Raw genomic sequence first — 18,443 nt, forward strand, 5'->3', positions numbered from 1 at the left:
AGGACTTGGTAAAAATATGTTAATTAAACTTCAGCAATCGTCATCAAACTCAGAGTTTTTAATATCTTTAGCATACAGAATCTGATTTTAAAAATTATGAAAAGCGTTATTATTGCCAGCACTTCTACTCTCCATGAAGGCAGTTACTTAGAGTATTTATTACCGACATTACAATCTCATTTTAAAAATTGCAAAAATCTTTTATTTATTCCGTATGCTCGTCCTAGCGGGATTTCGCATGACGATTATACTCAAAAAGTTTCTGAAGCTTTTGCAAAAATCAATATTACCGTAAAAGGAATTCACGAATTTGAAGATACTCAAGCAGCTATTAAAAATGCAGAAGGAATTTTTACAGGCGGAGGCAACACTTTTTTATTGGTAACACAATTATACAGACACAACATCATGCAACTTCTTGCTGAAACCGTTAAAAACGGAACGCCATATTTAGGGACAAGTGCCGGAAGCAACATTTGCGGTCTTTCAATGCAGACTACAAATGACATGCCTATTATTTACCCACCAAGTTTCCAGACTTTAGGATTAATTCCATTCAACTTAAATCCGCATTATTTAGATCCAGATTTACAATCAAAACATATGGGAGAAACGCGCGAAACCAGAATTAAAGAATTTCATGCTTTCAATTCGATTCCCGTTTTAGGTTTAAGAGAAGGAAGCTGGCTGGAAGTAAAAGGAGAAAAAATCACTTTAAAAGGAAATCTTACGGCGCGTTTATTCAAACAAAACGAGACCCCGATCGAATTAGAAACTGAAAGCGACTTAAGCACTTTGAAATAATTTTTCCACCATATAAATTATATAAGTTCATTCAATAAAGCTTCTGCAAAAAACTTACTTATATAACTTATATGGTATTAAATAAGAAATAAAAACAAAAAAGCCTCAAACAATGTTTGAGGCTTTTGAAGAGCGAAAGACGAGGCTCGAACTCGCGACAACCAGCTTGGAAGGCTGGAGCTCTACCAACTGAGCTACTTTCGCATTAACAGGGTGCAAATATAAATAATTTTAATTTCTAAAAAAATAAAAATCTAAAAATTATTTATTTTTAGAGCGAAAGACGAGGCTCGAACTCGCGACAACCAGCTTGGAAGGCTGGAGCTCTACCAACTGAGCTACTTTCGCATTGGTGGTGCAAATATAAAAAGAAAGTTAAGTTCAAAACAAGCTTTTGGGCAAAAAAATTCAATAAAAAACAACAATAATTTATAACCCATTTAAAATTAAAAAGTTATAAATTGAAAAAAATTAAAAAAAATCATGAGTATTATTAAAGAAATCCCATCAAAAGAAACTTATATCGTTCGTCAACCTGTTTTAAGAGCAGGAAAACCTATCGAAAGCTGTATCTTTGAAGGAGATGATTTAGAAACAACACATCATTTTGGTTTATTTGAAAACAAAAATTTAACAGGAATAATTTCATTATTTTCACAAATCAATCCTATATTTGCCGAAAAAAATCAAGCCCAAATTCGCGGGATGGCTGTTTTAGAAACGCATCAAAAAAAGGGTTTTGGAGAAGCTTTAGTTCAACATTGCGAAGCTTACTGTAATGAAAACAAAGTTGATGTGATTTGGTTTAATGCAAGAACCGCTGCCGTTGGCTTTTATAAAAAAATGAATTATCAGACTCTGGGTGAGGCATTTGATATTAAAGATGTTGGCGAACACTATTTGATGTATAAAAAATTATAAAATGAAGAAACTTTACTTTTTTTTGGCAATATGCATATTTATCGGTTGTAAAAAAGAAGAGCCGAAAATTATTCCTATTGTTAAAAAAAAGGCTCCGGCAATTATTCTTACAGACGAAAGATCAGTCGAAATTGATACGGCAATAATTGGTTCATATAAAAGTGAAACACTTAAACAATTTTATAGTTCATCTGAAAATAAAACAGTTTGGGGAAATCTAAAAAAAAGAACTTATGTTTTATCACAATTGCAAAATTCAGATAAATTAGGCTTAGAACCAGAAGATTACAAAGCTGAACAATTGCAAAAATTTGAAAAAAGGATTAGCTCGCTAAGTGATAAAGACTTGGCAACTTATGATATTTTACTGACTTATAATTTTGAAAAATATCTAAATCATCTTTTCAAGGGAAAGTTAGATCCTAAAAAATTATACACAGATTGGGATTTGGACGAAAAAACTCTTGACGTAAATGATGTTCTCATTAAAGCTTTCAACAAAAATAAATTAGATAGCATTGTAGACAACATTCAGCCGAAATCAGAAACTTATAAAGAATTGCTTAAAGCGCTAGAAATCATTGATACTTTTCCCGATGACAATATCGAAAAAATAACTACTGATTCTTTGACAAAAAAAATAAGTTTAAACGAGAGCAACGCTGCGCTAATCAACATCAAAAAAAGATTGCTTTTTTGGGGAGACATGACTGGAAAAGACAGTTTGAGTACCATTTACAACAAAAAAACATTTGAGTCAATTAAAAAATTCCAAGAACGACACGGCTTAGCTTCTGACGGAGTTATTGGCCAGGGAACAATCAGAGAACTCAATTATTCCAAAGAAAAAAGAAAACAACAAATCATTGCCAATTTAGAACGTTGGAGATGGTTTACAACCGATTTTGCCGAAAATTATTTCATAATCAACATTCCGGATTATAGCTTAAATGTTGTTGAAGTTCAAGATACTACTTTAGTTAGAAATATTGTTGTTGGAACCAGCAAAAGAAAAACACCTATTATTACCTCAACATTAAGGACAGTCGTTTTTAACCCAACCTGGACAGTTCCGCCAACTATTTTAAAAGAAGATGTTGTCCCTGCAATGAAGCGTAATCGTAATTATTTAGCCAATAAAAACATTACTATATATGATACTTCAGGAAATGTTGTTGAGCCAAATTCCTGGAACGAAAACAAACCTAACAATTATCGATACGTGCAAAGTCCCGGCTACACTAATTCATTGGGCGTTATGAAAATTTTATTTCCAAATCATCATAGTGTTTATTTGCATGATACGAATCATCGCAACTATTTTGGCAGAAGCAACCGTTCTTTAAGTTCCGGATGTGTTCGAATAGAAAATCCGTTAGAACTGGCGGAACATATTTTAAACGATACAGTACGATTTTCAAAAGTAAAAATTGACACTATAATTGCTTCTAAAAAAACAATGAGTTTCAAGATCACAAAAAAATATGCTTTATATCAATGGTACTGGACAGCTTGGAGCAAAAAAAATCAGCTCATTTTCAGAGCTGATATTTATAATCTGGATTCGGACTTGTATGCTAAATTAAGAGATTAGCTTTTCTTCCATCGAGAAACTTCTTGATGGATGATAAATATACAAACACGATTTACCTTTTATTGTTTCAATTATTTCGTCTCTCAATTCAAAAGGAATAGCAGGACAGCCTTGGCTTCTGCCTAATCTTTTGTGATTTCTTATAAAAGATTCTGATACATAATCAGCACCATGCATTACCACTCCTCTTTCGCGAGCATTGCTATTAAATCCTCTTTCTAATCCATCTAGGCGAAGCGAAGCTCCATGTTTTCCCTGATAAATTTCGCCTGTGGCATAAAAACCAAGACTGCTTTTATAAGACGAATTGTTATTTGAAAATGAAGAAGCAAATTCTTCTCCTGTATTTCTTCCGTGGGCTACCAACGACTGAAATAGAATAGTATTAGTCGACAAATCAATCACCCAAAGGCGTTTACTATTTGATGACATACTAAAATCAATCAGCGTTAAAATGTCTTTTTGAACCACTCCTCTTTCTTTTAAAAGGTAAAATCCTTTCAAAGCTTCAGAAAAAGTTTTAAGTTCTGGCAACTGAAAATGGTTTGCGTTTAAATTGTCATACACATTTTCAATTTTAGCATCAACTGTAAGTTTTGCAACTTTAGCAATACTTTTTGTTGCTGTAGTTTTAATTTCGGGAGTGCTTTTTGAATCTTTACCAAAAGACAACAGGAAAAACACAAACAAGGGATAAATTTTGTAAATCATTGAATTTCTTTAGGTTAATACTTAAATTTGGGTAGGGCAAAAATATAAAAAAATTAAAGCGTTTGAAACTCAACACAGTGAATCCGTGCTTTTTTGCTGAAATTTTAACAGAATAATAGTAAAAAATTTGCATTTTAGTCGAAAAACTGATTTTTTTGTAAGATATTTACCACTTGAAAAATCTAAATGTTTTTGATCCTTTTCTTAAAGAAAATACAATTAAACATTATTTTTGACGCTTAAAACTGTAACAATTGAAACAAATCGAAGTCTATTAGTGCAGTAATATCATTTTGATCAGCCATTTTCCTTTAAAATTTCATGAAAAAATTAGTTTTCTTAAGTATTCTTTTATCCACTTTTTGGAGTTATAGCCAGAAGAAAATCCTTCAGGCTCAATCAACTGTGGAATCTATTTCGATTGATGGGAAATTAGATGAAGCGGCTTGGGAAAATACGCCAATTGCAACTAATTTTATCATGTTTGAGCCGGATAACGGCAAGCCAATTCCCGAAGGAAAAAAAACGGAGATTAAAGTTCTTTATAATAATGATGCTATTTATATAGGCGCCATAATGTATGACGATGAGCCAAATAAAATTTTAAAAGAAATATCACAGCGCGATAATTTTGGAACTGCCGATATTTTTGGCGTTTTTGTAAATGGCTTTAATGACGGACAGCAAAATTTTGAATTTTTCGTATCAGCTGCCGACGTTCAGGGCGATTGTATTATGACAGACGCAATTGGAGAGGATTATTCCTGGGATGCTGTCTGGCTGAGCAAAGCCCGTATTACAGACAAAGGCTGGATTGTCGAAATTAAACTTCCGTATGCGGCGCTTCGTTTTTCTGCAGAAAATAAGCAAACTTGGGGAATCAACTTTTTTAGAGAAGTAAAACGTGAACGCAAAAAATATACCTGGAATTTAATTGATACCAAAATTGGAACTTTTACCCAACAAAATGGAGAGTTGGCCGGAATTGAAAACATCAAACCTCCTACTCGATTGTTCTTTTTGCCCTATGCATCTTATTATTTAAACGCAGCTGACGGCCAAAAAACGTACGGTCAAATGAAAGGTGGAATGGATATCAAATACGGAATTAATGATGCTTTTACACTTGATGCCATTTTGATTCCAGATTTTGGACAAACAAAATACGACGATCGAATTCTGAATCTTAGTCCGTTTGAACAGCAATTTAACGAGAATCGTGCTTTTTTTACAGAAGGAACCGATTTGTTCAAAAAAGGAAATATCTTTTATTCTCGAAGAATCGGAGGAAGTCCATCCATTGATCCCGATTTAAATGATAATGAAAAAATCATTGAAAATGTTCAAAACGTTAATCTTATTAATGCTTTGAAAGTTTCAGGAAGAACTAAAGGAGGATTAGGAATTGGGGTTTTAAATGCCGTTACCGAAAAAACATACGCAACAATAAAAGATACGATTTCAAACGCAACAAGAACTGCAATTGTTGAACCTTTGACTAATTATAATGTTTTGGTTCTTGATCAGCGTTTTCGAAAAAACTCATCCGTTACTTTTATCAATACAAATGTTACCCGAAATACCCATTACAGAGATGCGAACGTAACCGGTCTGGCTTGGGATTTAAACACAAAAGCAAATACCTACAGTTTATACGGTAATGCAAAATACAGCCATATCAATATGGAAGAAGATAAAAATGGTATTTATACAACCATTGGTTTTGCTGAAACAAGCGGAAAATATCGTTACAGCGTTGGTTCTGATTTTGTGACGAAAGGCTACGATCCTAATGATCTTGGAATCAACTTTTACACTAATTATTATAATTTTTATGGAAATGCCAATTATAGAATTCTAAATCCAACGAAGCTTTTCAATAGTTTTAGAGTCAACTATAATATGTATGCCGAATTCAATAAAGAATCTGGGCTAATTCAAGACAACAGCATTAATGCGAATGTAAATTTGACTACTGTAAAAAATAATTATTACGGAGGAGGATTTACCATTTATCCTTTAGAATCTCATGATTATTACGAGCCAAGAGCTGACAACAGATATGTTATTATTCCGAGAAAAATTGAGGCTTGGGGAAGTGTTTCGACTAATTATAATAAAAAATTTGCACTGGACCTTAATCCGTCTATAGTATTTGCCGACGAACCTGGAAGAATGGCGTATGGAGTTGATGTAGGTCCGAGATATCGTTTTAATGACAAATTATTGTTGACCTATTATTTCAGCTTTTTCAGAAAAAACAATAATAAAGGATATATTGACAACGTAGATGGAGATGACAATGAAAGTACGCCAGACAATATTGTTTTTGCTAATCGAAATGTAGTTACTTATTCTAATACACTTGGTGGAAAATACGCCTTAAACAGTACAATGACTTTTAATTTATCGGTTAGACAATATTGGTCATATGCCGAAAATTTAGATATTTTACAATTGGAGCAAGATGGCACTTTAACTCCTTATCCTGAATATACTGATAACAAAAATTCAAGTTTTTATTCTTGGAATACTGATCTATCCTATTCATGGTGGTTTGCTCCCGGAAGTCAGGTTTCTGTGTTATATCGCAATAATGCCGACAATTTTGAACGCATTATCGACAAGCAATTCAAAGATAACGTGACAGCCTTGCTAAATAATGACGCTTTAAAACATGTTTTTTCAGTAAGTGTCAAATACTTTATTGACTATAATGCTGTCAAAAATAAGCTCAGAAAAAGAGCTTAGCGTGAATTAATTTTAAAAAAAAAGTCCTTCTTTAATTAAATTATTATTTTTTAATACGCTTCATTTTATTAAATATAAATGTATCGCGGTCTTCTTGCAAAGTATAGAAATGACTTATCTTTGTAGAAAACAAAAAGTAATGAACAAGAAAGTTATCCTTATGATTTTAGATGGTTGGGGAAAATCCCCTGACCCTAAAGTATCTGCAATAGACAATGCAAATGTTCCTTTTATAAACAGTCTTTACAAAAATTACCCAAGTGCTCAATTAAGAACTGACGGATTAAATGTTGGTTTACCTGAAGGACAAATGGGAAACAGTGAAGTTGGCCACATGAATCTTGGTGCCGGAAGAATTGTATATCAGGATTTAGCCAAAATAAATTTAGCTGTAGCACACAAAACACTTGCGAAAGAACAAGTTTTAATTGATGCTTTTACTTATGCTAAAGAAAACAATAAAAAAGTACACTTTTTAGGATTAGTTTCTGACGGAGGTGTTCACTCTCATACTTCTCACTTACGCGGTTTAATTGATGCTTCACAAGAATATGGTTTAGATCAGGTTTATGTTCACGCTTTTACAGACGGACGTGATGTTGACCCAAAATCTGGAGCAAAATACATTCATGATTTGGATGAATATATTAAAGATACTCCGGTAAAAATCGCTTCAATCGTTGGTCGTTACTATGCAATGGATCGCGACAAACGTTGGGAACGTGTAAAATTAGCTTACGATTTAGTTGTAAACGGAGTTGGAACTCCATCTAAAAATGCTGTTGCAAGTGTTCTTGCGAGCTACGAAAAAGATGTTACTGACGAATTTATTGAGCCAGTGGTTATTGTTGACGAAACTGAAAAACCTCTTGCTACAATTGTTGAAGGCGATGTTGTAATTTTCTTCAACTTTAGAACAGACAGAGGACGTGAACTTACCGAAGCGCTTTCGCAACAGGATTTCCACGAACAAAATATGCACAAACTAAACCTATATTATGTAACATTGACAAACTACGACGAAACGTACCAAAACGTAAAAGTGGTTTACAACAAAGATAATATTACAGAAACACTTGGTGAAGTTTTAGAAAAAGCGGGTAAAAAACAAATCAGAATTGCTGAGACTGAGAAATATCCTCACGTGACATTTTTCTTTTCCGGCGGAAGAGAAACTCCTTTTGAAGGCGAATCAAGAATCTTGAGAAATTCTCCAAAAGTAGCTACTTACGATTTACAACCTGAAATGAGCGCTTACGAATTGGCGGATGCTCTTGTTCCTGAACTAAACAAAGGTGAAGTTGATTTTGTTTGTTTAAACTTCGCAAACGGAGACATGGTGGGACACACCGGAATTATGGAAGCTGCAATTAAAGCTTGTGAAGCGGTTGACGCTTGCGCTAAAAAAGTGATTGACGCTGCTCTTGCAAACAATTACACTACAATTGTAATTGCCGATCACGGAAACTGCGAAACAATGATCAACCCTGACGGAAGCCCAAATACAGCGCACACAACAAACCCAGTGCCGATTATTTTAGTTGACAAAGAATTGAAAAATATCCAAAATGGTGTTTTAGGTGATATCGCTCCAACAATTTTAGAATTGATGGGTGTGCAACAACCAAATGCAATGACTTGTCATTCATTATTATAGAAAATATTTTTCCTTATCAAAAAAGAGGCAAATTATAAAATTTGCCTCTTTTTTGTTTTGCCTCTTTTTTGTCATTTCGACGAAGGAGAAATCTTCGCGAGAAACTCTACAAAGATTGGCTCCTGATTGTGGAGCTACTTGTGAAGATTTCTCCTTCGTCGAAATGACAAAAACTGTGTATAATTCTAGGAAATCTTAGATAATAAAATAGTGGTAAAGCTGTTCAACACCATAAATCACAAGCCCGATAACACCACCAACCAAAGTTCCATTGATTCTGATGTATTGAAGATCCTTGCCGATTTCTAATTCCAGTTTTTCAGAAACTTCTTTTCCGTCCCAGCTTTTTACAGTTGATGAAATTAAATCTCCTATTACTTTTTTATTGCTTAAAAGAACCGACAATAAATCATTTTTAATGAAATTATTGATTTTGTCAATCATGATTGGATCTTCTTTAATTCCGTTTCCGAAAGTCTGAATTAAATTTGAAATGCTGTTTTTTATTGACGAATCATCGCCTTTATCTAAATCATTGGTTATTGAAAGTTTTATTTCATCCCAAATGCCGTTGATGTAATCCTGAACTTCTTTTTTCCCAACAAATCCCAAAATCATATCGTTGATTTTAACTCTCATTTCTTCGGAGTTTTTCACCTTTTCCAGAAAGTTAAAAATATACTCATCAATCTTTAAACGCACCGCACTTTCAGGTTTTTTGGCTTCATTTAAGAAATCCTGCAAACCATTAAAAACTCCTTCTGTAATACTTTTGTCAGCAAGACCAAAACTTAGTAACGGTGTTGAAGCTTTTACTTTTTGCCTGATTAAATCTTTATTGTTAGTCAATTCACTGCTCATCACCTCAAGAAGATTCGTCAGCATTTGATTTTTTAATTCTCCTTTTTGCAAAGGTTCTAAAGCAACTGCAACCCAATTTCCAAAATTAATCCCTTCCATTTTTTCTCTGAACTGCACTTGGATAAACCGCTTGACATCTTCATCTTTTATCGTTCTTAAAATGCCGGGAATGATATTTACCGCCACTACATTGGCTATTTTATTTGCATTTTCTTCTTGCGAAAGCCAGTCTGAAGCTTTGGTTGCAAAATTGAATTCGTCTAGTTTTATTTCTAATTTTTCCCGATTCAGAAATTCTTCCGAAACAAAATTTCCCAAATTCTCCCCAATTTCATTTTTCTTGGTCGGAATAATAGCGGTATGCCAAATCGGAATTCCCATCGGATGACGAAAAAGCGCTACGACAGCAAACCAATCGGCAATTCCTCCTACCATTGCCGCTTCACTAAAAGCCTGCAACATCGGAATTTTAAAATAAATCGCAATTATAAAAAGAAGCACAGCAAAACCTAAAAGCGACAAAGCTGTTGCTTTCATTTTTTTTAATGCTTTTACTTTTGCTATATCCTGATCCGTCGAAATTTCCATGATTATTGACATTTTACTACTAATTTATGGCTTTTTTCTGAGATAATTACTCGTTCTTGTACTTTAAACAGCCACGAATTCACGAATTTCTTTTAAAAATTAATTATTGATTTGTGTAATATGCTTTTTAAAAATTTTGTTTTGAGATAATTCGTGAATTCGTGGCGAAAAATTTTAATTAAAAATTGTACTTTTGCGAACTGAAAAATGGAAAAAATATGATTATCCAAAAAACTAGAGAGGAAATCGAATTAATGCGCGAAAGTGCTTTGATCGTATCTAAAACATTAGGAATGATTGCTTCTGAAATTAAAGAAGGAGTTACTACATTATATCTTGACAAATTAGCCGAAGAATTTATTCGTGATCACGGTGCAGTTCCAAGTTTTCTTGGATTGTACGATTTCCCGAATTCGCTTTGCATGAGTCCAAATGCTCAGGTTGTTCACGGTATTCCTAATAATACGCCTCTAAAAAGCGGTGATGTTATTTCTGTGGATTGTGGTGCTTTCAAAAATGGATATCACGGCGATCACGCATACAGTTTCGAAATCGGAGAAGTTGCGCCAGAAGTGAAAAAGCTTCTTCAGGTAACTAAAGAATCTCTATACGTAGGAATTAGAGAATTTAAAGCAGGAAATCGCGTTGAAGATGTTGGAAATGCGATTCAAAAATATACTGAAGCTCACGGTTACGGAGTGGTTCGTGAATTGGTTGGACATGGTGTTGGGCAAAAAATGCACGAAGAACCAGAAATGCCAAACTACGGAAAACGTGGACGCGGAAAGCTTTTTGTTGAAGGAATGGTTGTAGCAATTGAGCCAATGATCAACATGGGAACCAAAAATATTAAACAACTTAAAGACGGCTGGACAATTTTGACTGCTGATGGAAAACCTAGTGCGCATTTTGAGCATGACGTTGCCTTAGTTGATGGAAAACCTGAATTATTATCGACTTTTCAATACATCTACAAAGCTTTAGGAATCGAAAGCAATGAAGAAGATGAATTCAGAAAAGTGCCATTGGTTCTATAATAAAAACAACCCGAATCTATTCTTGTGAAAAAATTATTTAAACTTGTACTTAATACAATCCCGCGTCCATTATTAATTCGTTTGAGTTATGTGGCACGACCAATTTTAGCATTATCTTTAAAAGGAAGTAAATATACTGATCCTATCGACGGAAAAAGTTTTAGAGCTTTTCTTCCTTATGGATATGGAAAACAACGTAATAATGTGCTTTCACCAAGCACGCTTTCTTTAGAGAGACACCGTTTGCTTTGGTTGTATTTAAACGATCAGACTGATTTTTTTACAGCACCTAAAAAAGTATTGCATTTTGCTCCTGAACAAGCTTTTTATAAAAGATTCCGTAAGCAAAAAAACTTAGATTACACTACAACCGATTTACTTTCGCCTTTGGCAGATGTAAAAGCAGATATTTGTAATTTGCCTTTCAAAGACAACGAATATGACGTTATTTTATGTAATCACGTTTTAGAGCATATTCCAGACGACACAAAAGCAATGCAGGAATTATATCGTGTTTTAAAACCAGGCGGAATGGCGATTTTACAGATTCCACAGGATTTATCTCGCGAAGTTACTTTTGCAGATGACTCGATTACAGATCAAAAAGAGCGTGCTAAAATTTTCGGACAATACGACCATGTTCGTGTTTACGGACGCGATTATTTCGATAAATTAAGAAGTATTGGTTTTATTGTAATTGAAGAAGATTACACTAACAAAATTGCACCAGAATTAGTTGAAAAATACTGTTTGGCAAAAGGAGAGATTATTCCGCTTTGCTTTAAACAGGAAAACTAATTTTTTCACCATATAAGTTCATTTACAAAGAGTTTTCAAATTATTGATATTTTGAAAACTCTTTATTTTTTTAGCCCAATTCCCAAAATACAAGCCTAACCAAATCCCTAAACCTTGGAACCTACAAAATCATTTCAGTTCTGTTTTGACATCAGTTTTGAAAAAAATCTGAATGCTTATATCCCAACAGCATACATCGTTGAAAATACCAGCGAAATCAAATATCTGAACAAAAAAGCAACAAAAGCTATAATTGAAAGTTTCGGAATTGATTTCGAAAATTTAGATCCCAATTCAAAAAGAATTCTAAACATTTGCGAATCTTTAAAACCCGAATTTATTTTCAAAAAATTCGGAGCAAAAATCAAATCAGCTAAAACGATTGCCGATTTGCAGAAAGATTCCAAAATTGATTTTGCCATTCGCCAACATTTAAAAATTAATTTAAGTCCGTTTTACGATCTGATTGTAAAGGAGCAATTCCCTTTATCCATCAATTTAGGACCAGAAAAAGATTTTTATCGTTCAAGAGTCAGCGTAGATCCTCTGGATTTTGAGCCTCAAATTCAATTCGACAAACACGCTGAAGGCATCACTTACACTCTTTCATTAAAAGAAAATGAAAATACTTTTTTGCCAATGAACAAAAGTGCTGACATTCTTTTAGATGAACCCGGCTGGTTAATTATTGATAAAAAACTAGGGCAGTTAAAAGAATTAAATGCTAAAAAACTGACTCCATTTTTAAAGAAAAAATCAATTGAAATTCCTTCAAAATTGGTTGATGATTATTTTAAAAATTTCATTCCGGAAATTGCTAAAAAAATCGACATTGACGCCAATGGTTTTGAAATCGAGCTTCGCGATCAAATCGTTTCCTGCACGATTCAGCCTGTTTTTGATTTCTTTAAAAACTGTTACTATCTCAATCTTTATTTTGATTATAACGGATATGTTTTTGACGGAAGCAAAATCAAAAAGACACATTCATTTGTTGATTTTAGTGTAGCAAACGAGCCGAGAATAATTCAGTTTAAACGAAGCTCAGATGAAAATTCATATACCGATAAATTACTCGAAATTGGTTTAGAAAAAATTAAAAACGAATTATTCGGATTGAAATCAGATACTGAAACTTCTGATCCTTACTTTAATATTCAACTCATTATTGATCATAAAGAAAAACTGGAAAACTTAGGTTTTACTATTCAAAATTTAAAACTTGAAAGTAAAGAAATCATTACGGAAAGCAATACGATTTCGATTGCAAAAGAAACAAAAGCAGATTGGTTCGACATCAAAATCATCATTACAATTGGTAATTATAAAATCAATTTCAGTGAAATTATTCCGAATATAAAAAGCAAAGAAAGACTTTTCCAATTGCCTGACGGAAACTATTTTTTGATTCCGTTAGAATGGTTCAGCAAATATGGTTCTTTGGCAAAATTGGCCAAAACAGAAAACGGAGTGTTGCTTTTGCGCAAAAGCAATTTCACGGCTCTAGACGGAATTTCAGAAATTGACAATGATTTAGACCAAATTCATCAAGCTGAATTTACAGCTTCAGATTTAATAAAAGCAACTTTAAGACCTTATCAAGTTGATGGAGTAAAATGGCTTTTAAAGCATTTTAATTCGAATATGGGAGCATGTCTTGCTGATGATATGGGACTTGGAAAAACATTACAGACTTTGTCGGTTTTGGTTTCTGTGCAGGAACAATTAGGTTTTACAACCAAAACAACCAATTTTGATTTGTTTGCAAACGAAACTACTATTGAAAGAGAGCCATTAAAAGCTTTGATTGTTCTTCCTTCTTCATTGGTTTTTAACTGGTTTAATGAAGCTGGAAAATTCACACCGCACTTTTCGAAAATGCAATATGTTGGTAATGACAGAAAATTATTAGCGAGCAGAATAGATTCAACCGATTTAATTTTTACAAGTTACAGTATTGTTCATCGTGATATTTCTATTTTAGAAAAATACGATTTTCGTTATTTGATTTTGGACGAAAGTCAATACATCAAAAACAAAAATTCCAAGATTTTTAAAGCTATCAATAAAATTAGTACTGGGCACAAAATCGCCTTGAGTGGTACGCCGATAGAAAATTCGCTTGACGATTTATGGTCGCAAATGCAGTTTATTAATCCGGATATTTTAGGCAGTTATGCTTTTTTCATGGAAAATTTCAAAAATCCGATTGAGAAAAAACAGAATGAAGAAGTTTTAAGCGAATTAAAAAACCTCATCAATCCTTATATTTTAAGAAGAACGAAAGAACAGGTTTTAAAAGATTTGCCAGAATTGACGGAGCAGATTTACTATTGTGATATGGATCCTGAACAGGAAAAATTATACGAAAAAGAAAAATCTAAAGCTCGTAATTTCTTGCTTAAAACTGACTCTAGTCCAGATAAAATCAGCATTATCAATACTTTGATGAAGTTAAGACAATTGAGTAATCATCCAAAAATGGTTGATCAGGAATCTGAAATTGATTCAGGAAAATATATTGCTGTTACCAATTATCTTGAAAATTTAGTCAAAGCGAAACAAAAAGTAATCATCTTCAGTTCGTTTGTTACGAATTTGAGTTTTTATACCGATTGGTGCAAAGAACATAAAATAGAATTTTGCGAAATTACAGGAGAAACTCCAGCAAGTAAAAGAGAACAAGAAGTAAAACGTTTTCAGGAAAAAGAAAATCCGTTGTTGTTTTTTATTTCGCTTAAAGCGGGAGGCGTCGGGTTAAATATTACCAAAGCTTCGTATGTTTTATTTTTAGATCCTTGGTGGAATCCTTTTGCAGAAAAACAAGGTATTGGACGAGCGCACAGAATCGGGCAAATGAATAAAGTCAATGTGATTCGTTTTATTTCGAAAAACACAGTTGAAGAAAAAATCATCAAACTGCAGGAAAACAAAAAATTATTATCTGATTCTCTTTTAGAAGAAAGTTATATTAATGATGAAATTGAAGGCAATTTAGAATATATTTTGGGTTCATAACAAATTGTTTCAAAAACCAATAAATTGGCATCTTATTACGTTTAATAAAATTCTTATATTTACAATCTTACAACGTAATACGATGCCAAAATTTTTATTTCAAAGCCTTCTGTTGCTCTTTATTTTTACTTCAGCGAAAGCCCAGGAAGTACAAAATGAAATAGATCCTCCTTATAACATAAAAACGGCTTCATTTGTCCAAAATGATAGTAATGTTGTTCCGATTTTTGAATTAGGATCTGTATTTTCATTTCAATTTGATGATTTATTTGGCAACGAAGCGAATTATTATTTTGAAGTGGTGCATTGTGATTACAATTGGATTCCGACCGACATTCCAAAAACAGATTATATTCGAGGTTTTGACAATCAAAGAATTACTGATTATTCAAATTCATTTAATACACTTCAGGGTTACTCGCATTACACATTAACTTTTCCGAATCAATTTACAACGCAGCTTAGAATCTCAGGTAATTATATGCTGAAAATTCTCAATGAAGATCGGGAAGTTGTTTTTTCTAGAAAATTTGTTCTTTATGAAAATCATTCAACAGTTGCCTGTTTAGTAAAACGAACAAGAAACCTCAGCAATATTGATTTTAAGCAAAATCTTGAATTTACGATATTGTCAAATGATATTGTTTTTCAGACACCTTTGCAAAACATAAAAGTACTTTTGTTGCAAAACGGAGATTTTAAAACCAGCATTAAAAATGTCCCACCACAATATACCATTGGAAATCAAATGGTATACAAATATGATAAAGAAACACAATTTTGGGGTGGAAATGAATTTTTATATTTTGAAAACAAAGACATTCGCGCAGCCAGTAATAATGTTGCCAGAATGGGCTCAAATAATGATGTTTACAGTTCTTATTTATACACCAATCATGCAAGAGGCAACCAAATTTATACGGTTTATGAAGATGTAAACGGAAATTTTGTTGTGAAAAACATCAACGGATTTAAACAGGAAATCGAGGCCGATTATGCCTGGGTTTATTTTAGTCTTTCTGCTCCGGCTTTTCAATTAAACAAAGACATTTATATTGCCGGAATGTTTAACAACTACAGCCTTTCACCAGAATATAAAATGGATTATAATTCAGATAAAGGAATTTTTGAAAAAGCGGTTATGATCAAACAAGGTTTTACCAATTATCAATACAGAACTGTAGATAAAAAAGGCAATATTGATTATGAAAATGCTGTTGATGGAAATTTTTATCAGACTGAAAATGAATATACCATCTTGGTTTATTATAAAGAAAGTTCTGATCGTTATCAAAGAGTGATCGGAAAAGGAAACGGAAACTCAATAAACATCGTTAATTAAAACAATGTTAACGTTTTCACTTCAATCATTTTTTTTCGTAGATTTGCAACTATAACGTACACATATATACTACTTTAGTATGGTTTCTCAGATTACAAGAGGCATAAAAATATCAGTTTTAACTAGTTTTGAAGGAACTTACTTCAAAAACTACAAGATTCATTTTGCTTTTAGTTATGTAGTTACGATTGAAAACCACAGTAAAGACTCTGTACAATTAACTTCGCGTCATTGGGAAATTTTTGATTCTTTAAACGACTTAGATATTGTAGACGGTGAAGGCGTAATTGGAAAAAAACCGGTTTTAAAACCAGGTGAAAACCACACTTACAGCTCTGGTTGTTTATTGTCATCTCCTTATGGCGCTATGAAAGGTCATTTTAATATGATTAATTTCACTACAACTAAAACATTCAAAGTTATTGTTCCTACTTTTAGAATGTGCGCTCCTTTTGCATTGAACTAATTTAAGGTTCGTTTCTGTTTTTTTTATTTTTCAAAATTCAAGTAAACATTTTTTTTGTCTAAATCTTTTTGATTTTAAGCAATTAAATATTGATTATTTTAGAAACTAAATCATTCCCTTATTAAAATTCAACTTTTTAATATTGTATTGTGATAAATTCAGATTATCATTTGTACTTTTGTAAAAAATTAAACAAATCGTAATTTTAAAATAATTTATCCCATGTTAAAAGGATTCTTTCATGTACCAAAAGCGGTAAACGAGCCTGTAAAAGGATACGCACCGAACTCCCCAGAAAAAGCAGCAGTTCAGGCAGCTTATACCACAATGTGGAATTCTCAAATCGACGTTCCATTACACATTGGAAGTGAAGAAATTAGAACTGGAAACACAAGAAATATTACAGCTCCTCATGATCACAAACACGTAGTTGGAAAGTATCATTTAGCTGAAAAACAACATATCGAAAAAGCAATTGCAAACGCTCTTGAATCAAGAAAAGCGTGGGCAAATATGGCATGGGAACAACGTGCTGCTATTTTCTTAAAAGCTGCTGAATTAATCGCAGGACCATACAGAGCTCGTATTAACGCAGCAACAATGATTGGTCAGTCTAAAAATATTCATCAAGCAGAAATCGATGCTTCTTGCGAGTTAATCGACTTTTTACGTTACAATGTTGAGTTTATGACTCAAATCTACAACGATCAGCCAAAATCAGATTCTTCTGTTTGGAACCGTGTAGAATACAGACCTCTTGAAGGTTTTGTTTACGCTATTACTCCATTCAACTTTACTGCAATCGCTGCTAACCTTCCTGCAAGTGCTGCTATGATGGGTAACGTTGTGATTTGGAAACCAAGTGACAGCCAAGTATTTTCAACAAAAATCATTTTGGATGTTTTCAAAGAAGCTGGAGTTCCTGATGGCGTTATCAATGTAGTTTTTGGAGATGCTTTAATGATTACAGATACTGTTTTAGCTAGCCGCGATTTCGCTGGAGTTCACTTTACAGGATCAACTCATGTATTTAAAGATATCTGGGCTAAAATCGGAGCAAACATTCACAATTACAAAACTTACCCAAGAATCGTTGGTGAAACTGGAGGTAAAGATTTTATCATCGCTCACCCAAGCGCAAACGTAAAACAAGTAGTTACAGGAATTACTCGTGGAGCATTTGAATTCCAGGGACAAAAATGTTCTGCAGCTTCTAGAGCTTATATTCCTCAAAGTTTATGGCCAGCTGTTAAAGAGCAATTAATTGCTGATGTAAAATCTATGAAAATGGGTTCTCCAGAAGATTTTGGAAACTTTATTACAGCAGTTATTCACGAAGGTTCTTTTGATAAATTAGCTAGTTATATTGACCAAGCTAAAAAAGATGCTGACGCAGAAATCATCGTTGGTGGAAATTACGATAAATCTGTTGGATACTTTATTGAGCCAACAGTTATTGTAACTACAAACCCAAAATATACTACAATGGAAACTGAGTTGTTCGGACCAGTTATTACGATTTATGTTTACGAAGATGCTAAATGGGAAGAAACTTTAGAATTAGTTGATACTACTTCTGAGTACGCTTTAACTGGAGCAGTTTTCAGCCAGGATCGTTATGCTATTGAATTGGCTACAACGAAATTACAAAACTCAGCTGGTAACTTCTATATCAACGATAAACCAACTGGAGCTGTTGTAGGAATGCAACCGTTTGGTGGAGCAAGAGCTTCTGGAACTAACGATAAAGCAGGTTCTGCATTGAACTTATTGCGTTGGGCTTCTCCAAGAACTATCAAAGAAACTTTTGTAACTCCTGAAGATTACAGATATCCTTTCTTAGGTTAATTTTTAGTTTCAAGTTTCAGGTTTCAAGTTTGAAATCTGTCAATATA

Annotated in this window: 13 protein-coding genes and 2 tRNA genes; 11 read left to right on the plus strand and 4 right to left on the minus strand. The window is 33.2% G+C overall.

Annotated features, from left to right (window positions below):
* The first annotated feature begins 96 nt into the window (after positions 1–96).
* Positions 97–804 (plus strand): dipeptidase PepE, encoded by a 708-nt coding sequence (gene pepE, locus ACNFIH_RS08745; protein ID WP_426486318.1) that lies wholly within the window; start codon positions 97–99, stop codon positions 802–804.
* A gap of 131 nt (positions 805–935) precedes the next feature.
* Here pepE and ACNFIH_RS08750 read toward each other — a convergent pair.
* Together ACNFIH_RS08750 and ACNFIH_RS08755 are read right to left on the minus strand one after the other, a co-directional pair.
* Positions 936–1,008: transfer RNA gene (locus tag ACNFIH_RS08750), tRNA-Gly, on the minus strand.
* 71 nt (positions 1,009–1,079) lie between these two features.
* Positions 1,080–1,152: transfer RNA gene (locus ACNFIH_RS08755), tRNA-Gly, on the minus strand.
* A gap of 135 nt (positions 1,153–1,287) precedes the next feature.
* Between ACNFIH_RS08755 and ACNFIH_RS08760 the strand changes: the two genes are divergently transcribed.
* Together ACNFIH_RS08760 and ACNFIH_RS08765 are read left to right on the plus strand one after the other, a co-directional pair.
* Positions 1,288–1,725: a GNAT family N-acetyltransferase gene (locus tag ACNFIH_RS08760; protein WP_426486319.1), complete on the plus strand. Its 438-nt coding sequence runs from the start codon at positions 1,288–1,290 to the stop codon at positions 1,723–1,725.
* A 1-nt stretch (position 1,726) separates the two neighbouring features.
* Positions 1,727–3,319 (plus strand): L,D-transpeptidase family protein, encoded by a 1,593-nt coding sequence (locus tag ACNFIH_RS08765; protein ID WP_426486320.1) that lies wholly within the window; start codon positions 1,727–1,729, stop codon positions 3,317–3,319.
* Here ACNFIH_RS08765 and ACNFIH_RS08770 read toward each other — a convergent pair.
* Positions 3,308–4,030, minus strand: coding sequence for a murein L,D-transpeptidase catalytic domain family protein (locus ACNFIH_RS08770; RefSeq protein ID WP_426486321.1), 723 nt, complete (start codon positions 4,028–4,030; stop codon positions 3,308–3,310). The genes ACNFIH_RS08765 and ACNFIH_RS08770 overlap by 12 nt on opposite strands.
* Positions 4,031–4,351: 321 nt before the next feature.
* On the opposite strand from ACNFIH_RS08770, the gene ACNFIH_RS08775 reads away from it, so the two are divergent.
* Complete coding sequence (locus tag ACNFIH_RS08775) at positions 4,352–6,781, plus strand: DUF5916 domain-containing protein (RefSeq protein WP_426486322.1); 2,430 nt, start codon at positions 4,352–4,354, stop codon at positions 6,779–6,781.
* 139 nt (positions 6,782–6,920) lie between these two features.
* Entirely contained in the window at positions 6,921–8,438 is a 1,518-nt protein-coding gene (gene gpmI / locus ACNFIH_RS08780) for a 2,3-bisphosphoglycerate-independent phosphoglycerate mutase (protein WP_426486323.1), read from the plus strand.
* A gap of 195 nt (positions 8,439–8,633) precedes the next feature.
* Here gpmI and ACNFIH_RS08785 read toward each other — a convergent pair whose 3' ends face one another.
* Positions 8,634–9,887 carry a DUF445 domain-containing protein gene (locus ACNFIH_RS08785; protein WP_426486324.1) on the minus strand — a complete coding sequence of 418 codons (1,254 nt, stop codon included), beginning with the start codon at positions 9,885–9,887 and terminating at the stop codon, positions 8,634–8,636.
* 218 nt (positions 9,888–10,105) lie between these two features.
* Here ACNFIH_RS08785 and map point away from each other — a divergent pair, with 218 nt between their 5' ends.
* The 6 genes from map to pruA all read left to right on the plus strand — a co-directional run bounded on the left by map (position 10,106) and on the right by pruA (position 18,396).
* Positions 10,106–10,924 (plus strand): type I methionyl aminopeptidase, encoded by an 819-nt coding sequence (gene map / locus ACNFIH_RS08790; RefSeq protein ID WP_035651698.1) that lies wholly within the window; start codon positions 10,106–10,108, stop codon positions 10,922–10,924.
* A gap of 24 nt (positions 10,925–10,948) precedes the next feature.
* Entirely contained in the window at positions 10,949–11,722 is a 774-nt protein-coding gene (locus ACNFIH_RS08795) for a class I SAM-dependent methyltransferase (RefSeq protein WP_426486325.1), read from the plus strand.
* A gap of 114 nt (positions 11,723–11,836) precedes the next feature.
* Positions 11,837–14,740 (plus strand): SNF2-related protein, encoded by a 2,904-nt coding sequence (locus ACNFIH_RS08800; protein ID WP_426486326.1) that lies wholly within the window; start codon positions 11,837–11,839, stop codon positions 14,738–14,740.
* A gap of 82 nt (positions 14,741–14,822) precedes the next feature.
* The gene (locus ACNFIH_RS08805; protein ID WP_426486327.1) at positions 14,823–16,082 is read left to right on the plus strand and encodes a DUF5103 domain-containing protein; all 1,260 of its coding nucleotides are present in this window, start codon (positions 14,823–14,825) and stop codon (positions 16,080–16,082) included.
* Positions 16,083–16,161: 79 nt separating this feature from the next.
* Positions 16,162–16,548: a Co2+/Mg2+ efflux protein ApaG gene (apaG, locus tag ACNFIH_RS08810; protein ID WP_012023834.1), complete on the plus strand. Its 387-nt coding sequence runs from the start codon at positions 16,162–16,164 to the stop codon at positions 16,546–16,548.
* A gap of 222 nt (positions 16,549–16,770) precedes the next feature.
* Positions 16,771–18,396: an L-glutamate gamma-semialdehyde dehydrogenase gene (pruA, locus tag ACNFIH_RS08815; protein WP_426486328.1), complete on the plus strand. Its 1,626-nt coding sequence runs from the start codon at positions 16,771–16,773 to the stop codon at positions 18,394–18,396.
* Positions 18,397–18,443: the final 47 nt, after the last annotated feature.

This window comes from Flavobacterium sp. 2 (genome assembly GCF_049949195.1).
In the GTDB taxonomy this organism is placed as follows: Bacteria; Bacteroidota; Bacteroidia; order Flavobacteriales; family Flavobacteriaceae; genus Flavobacterium.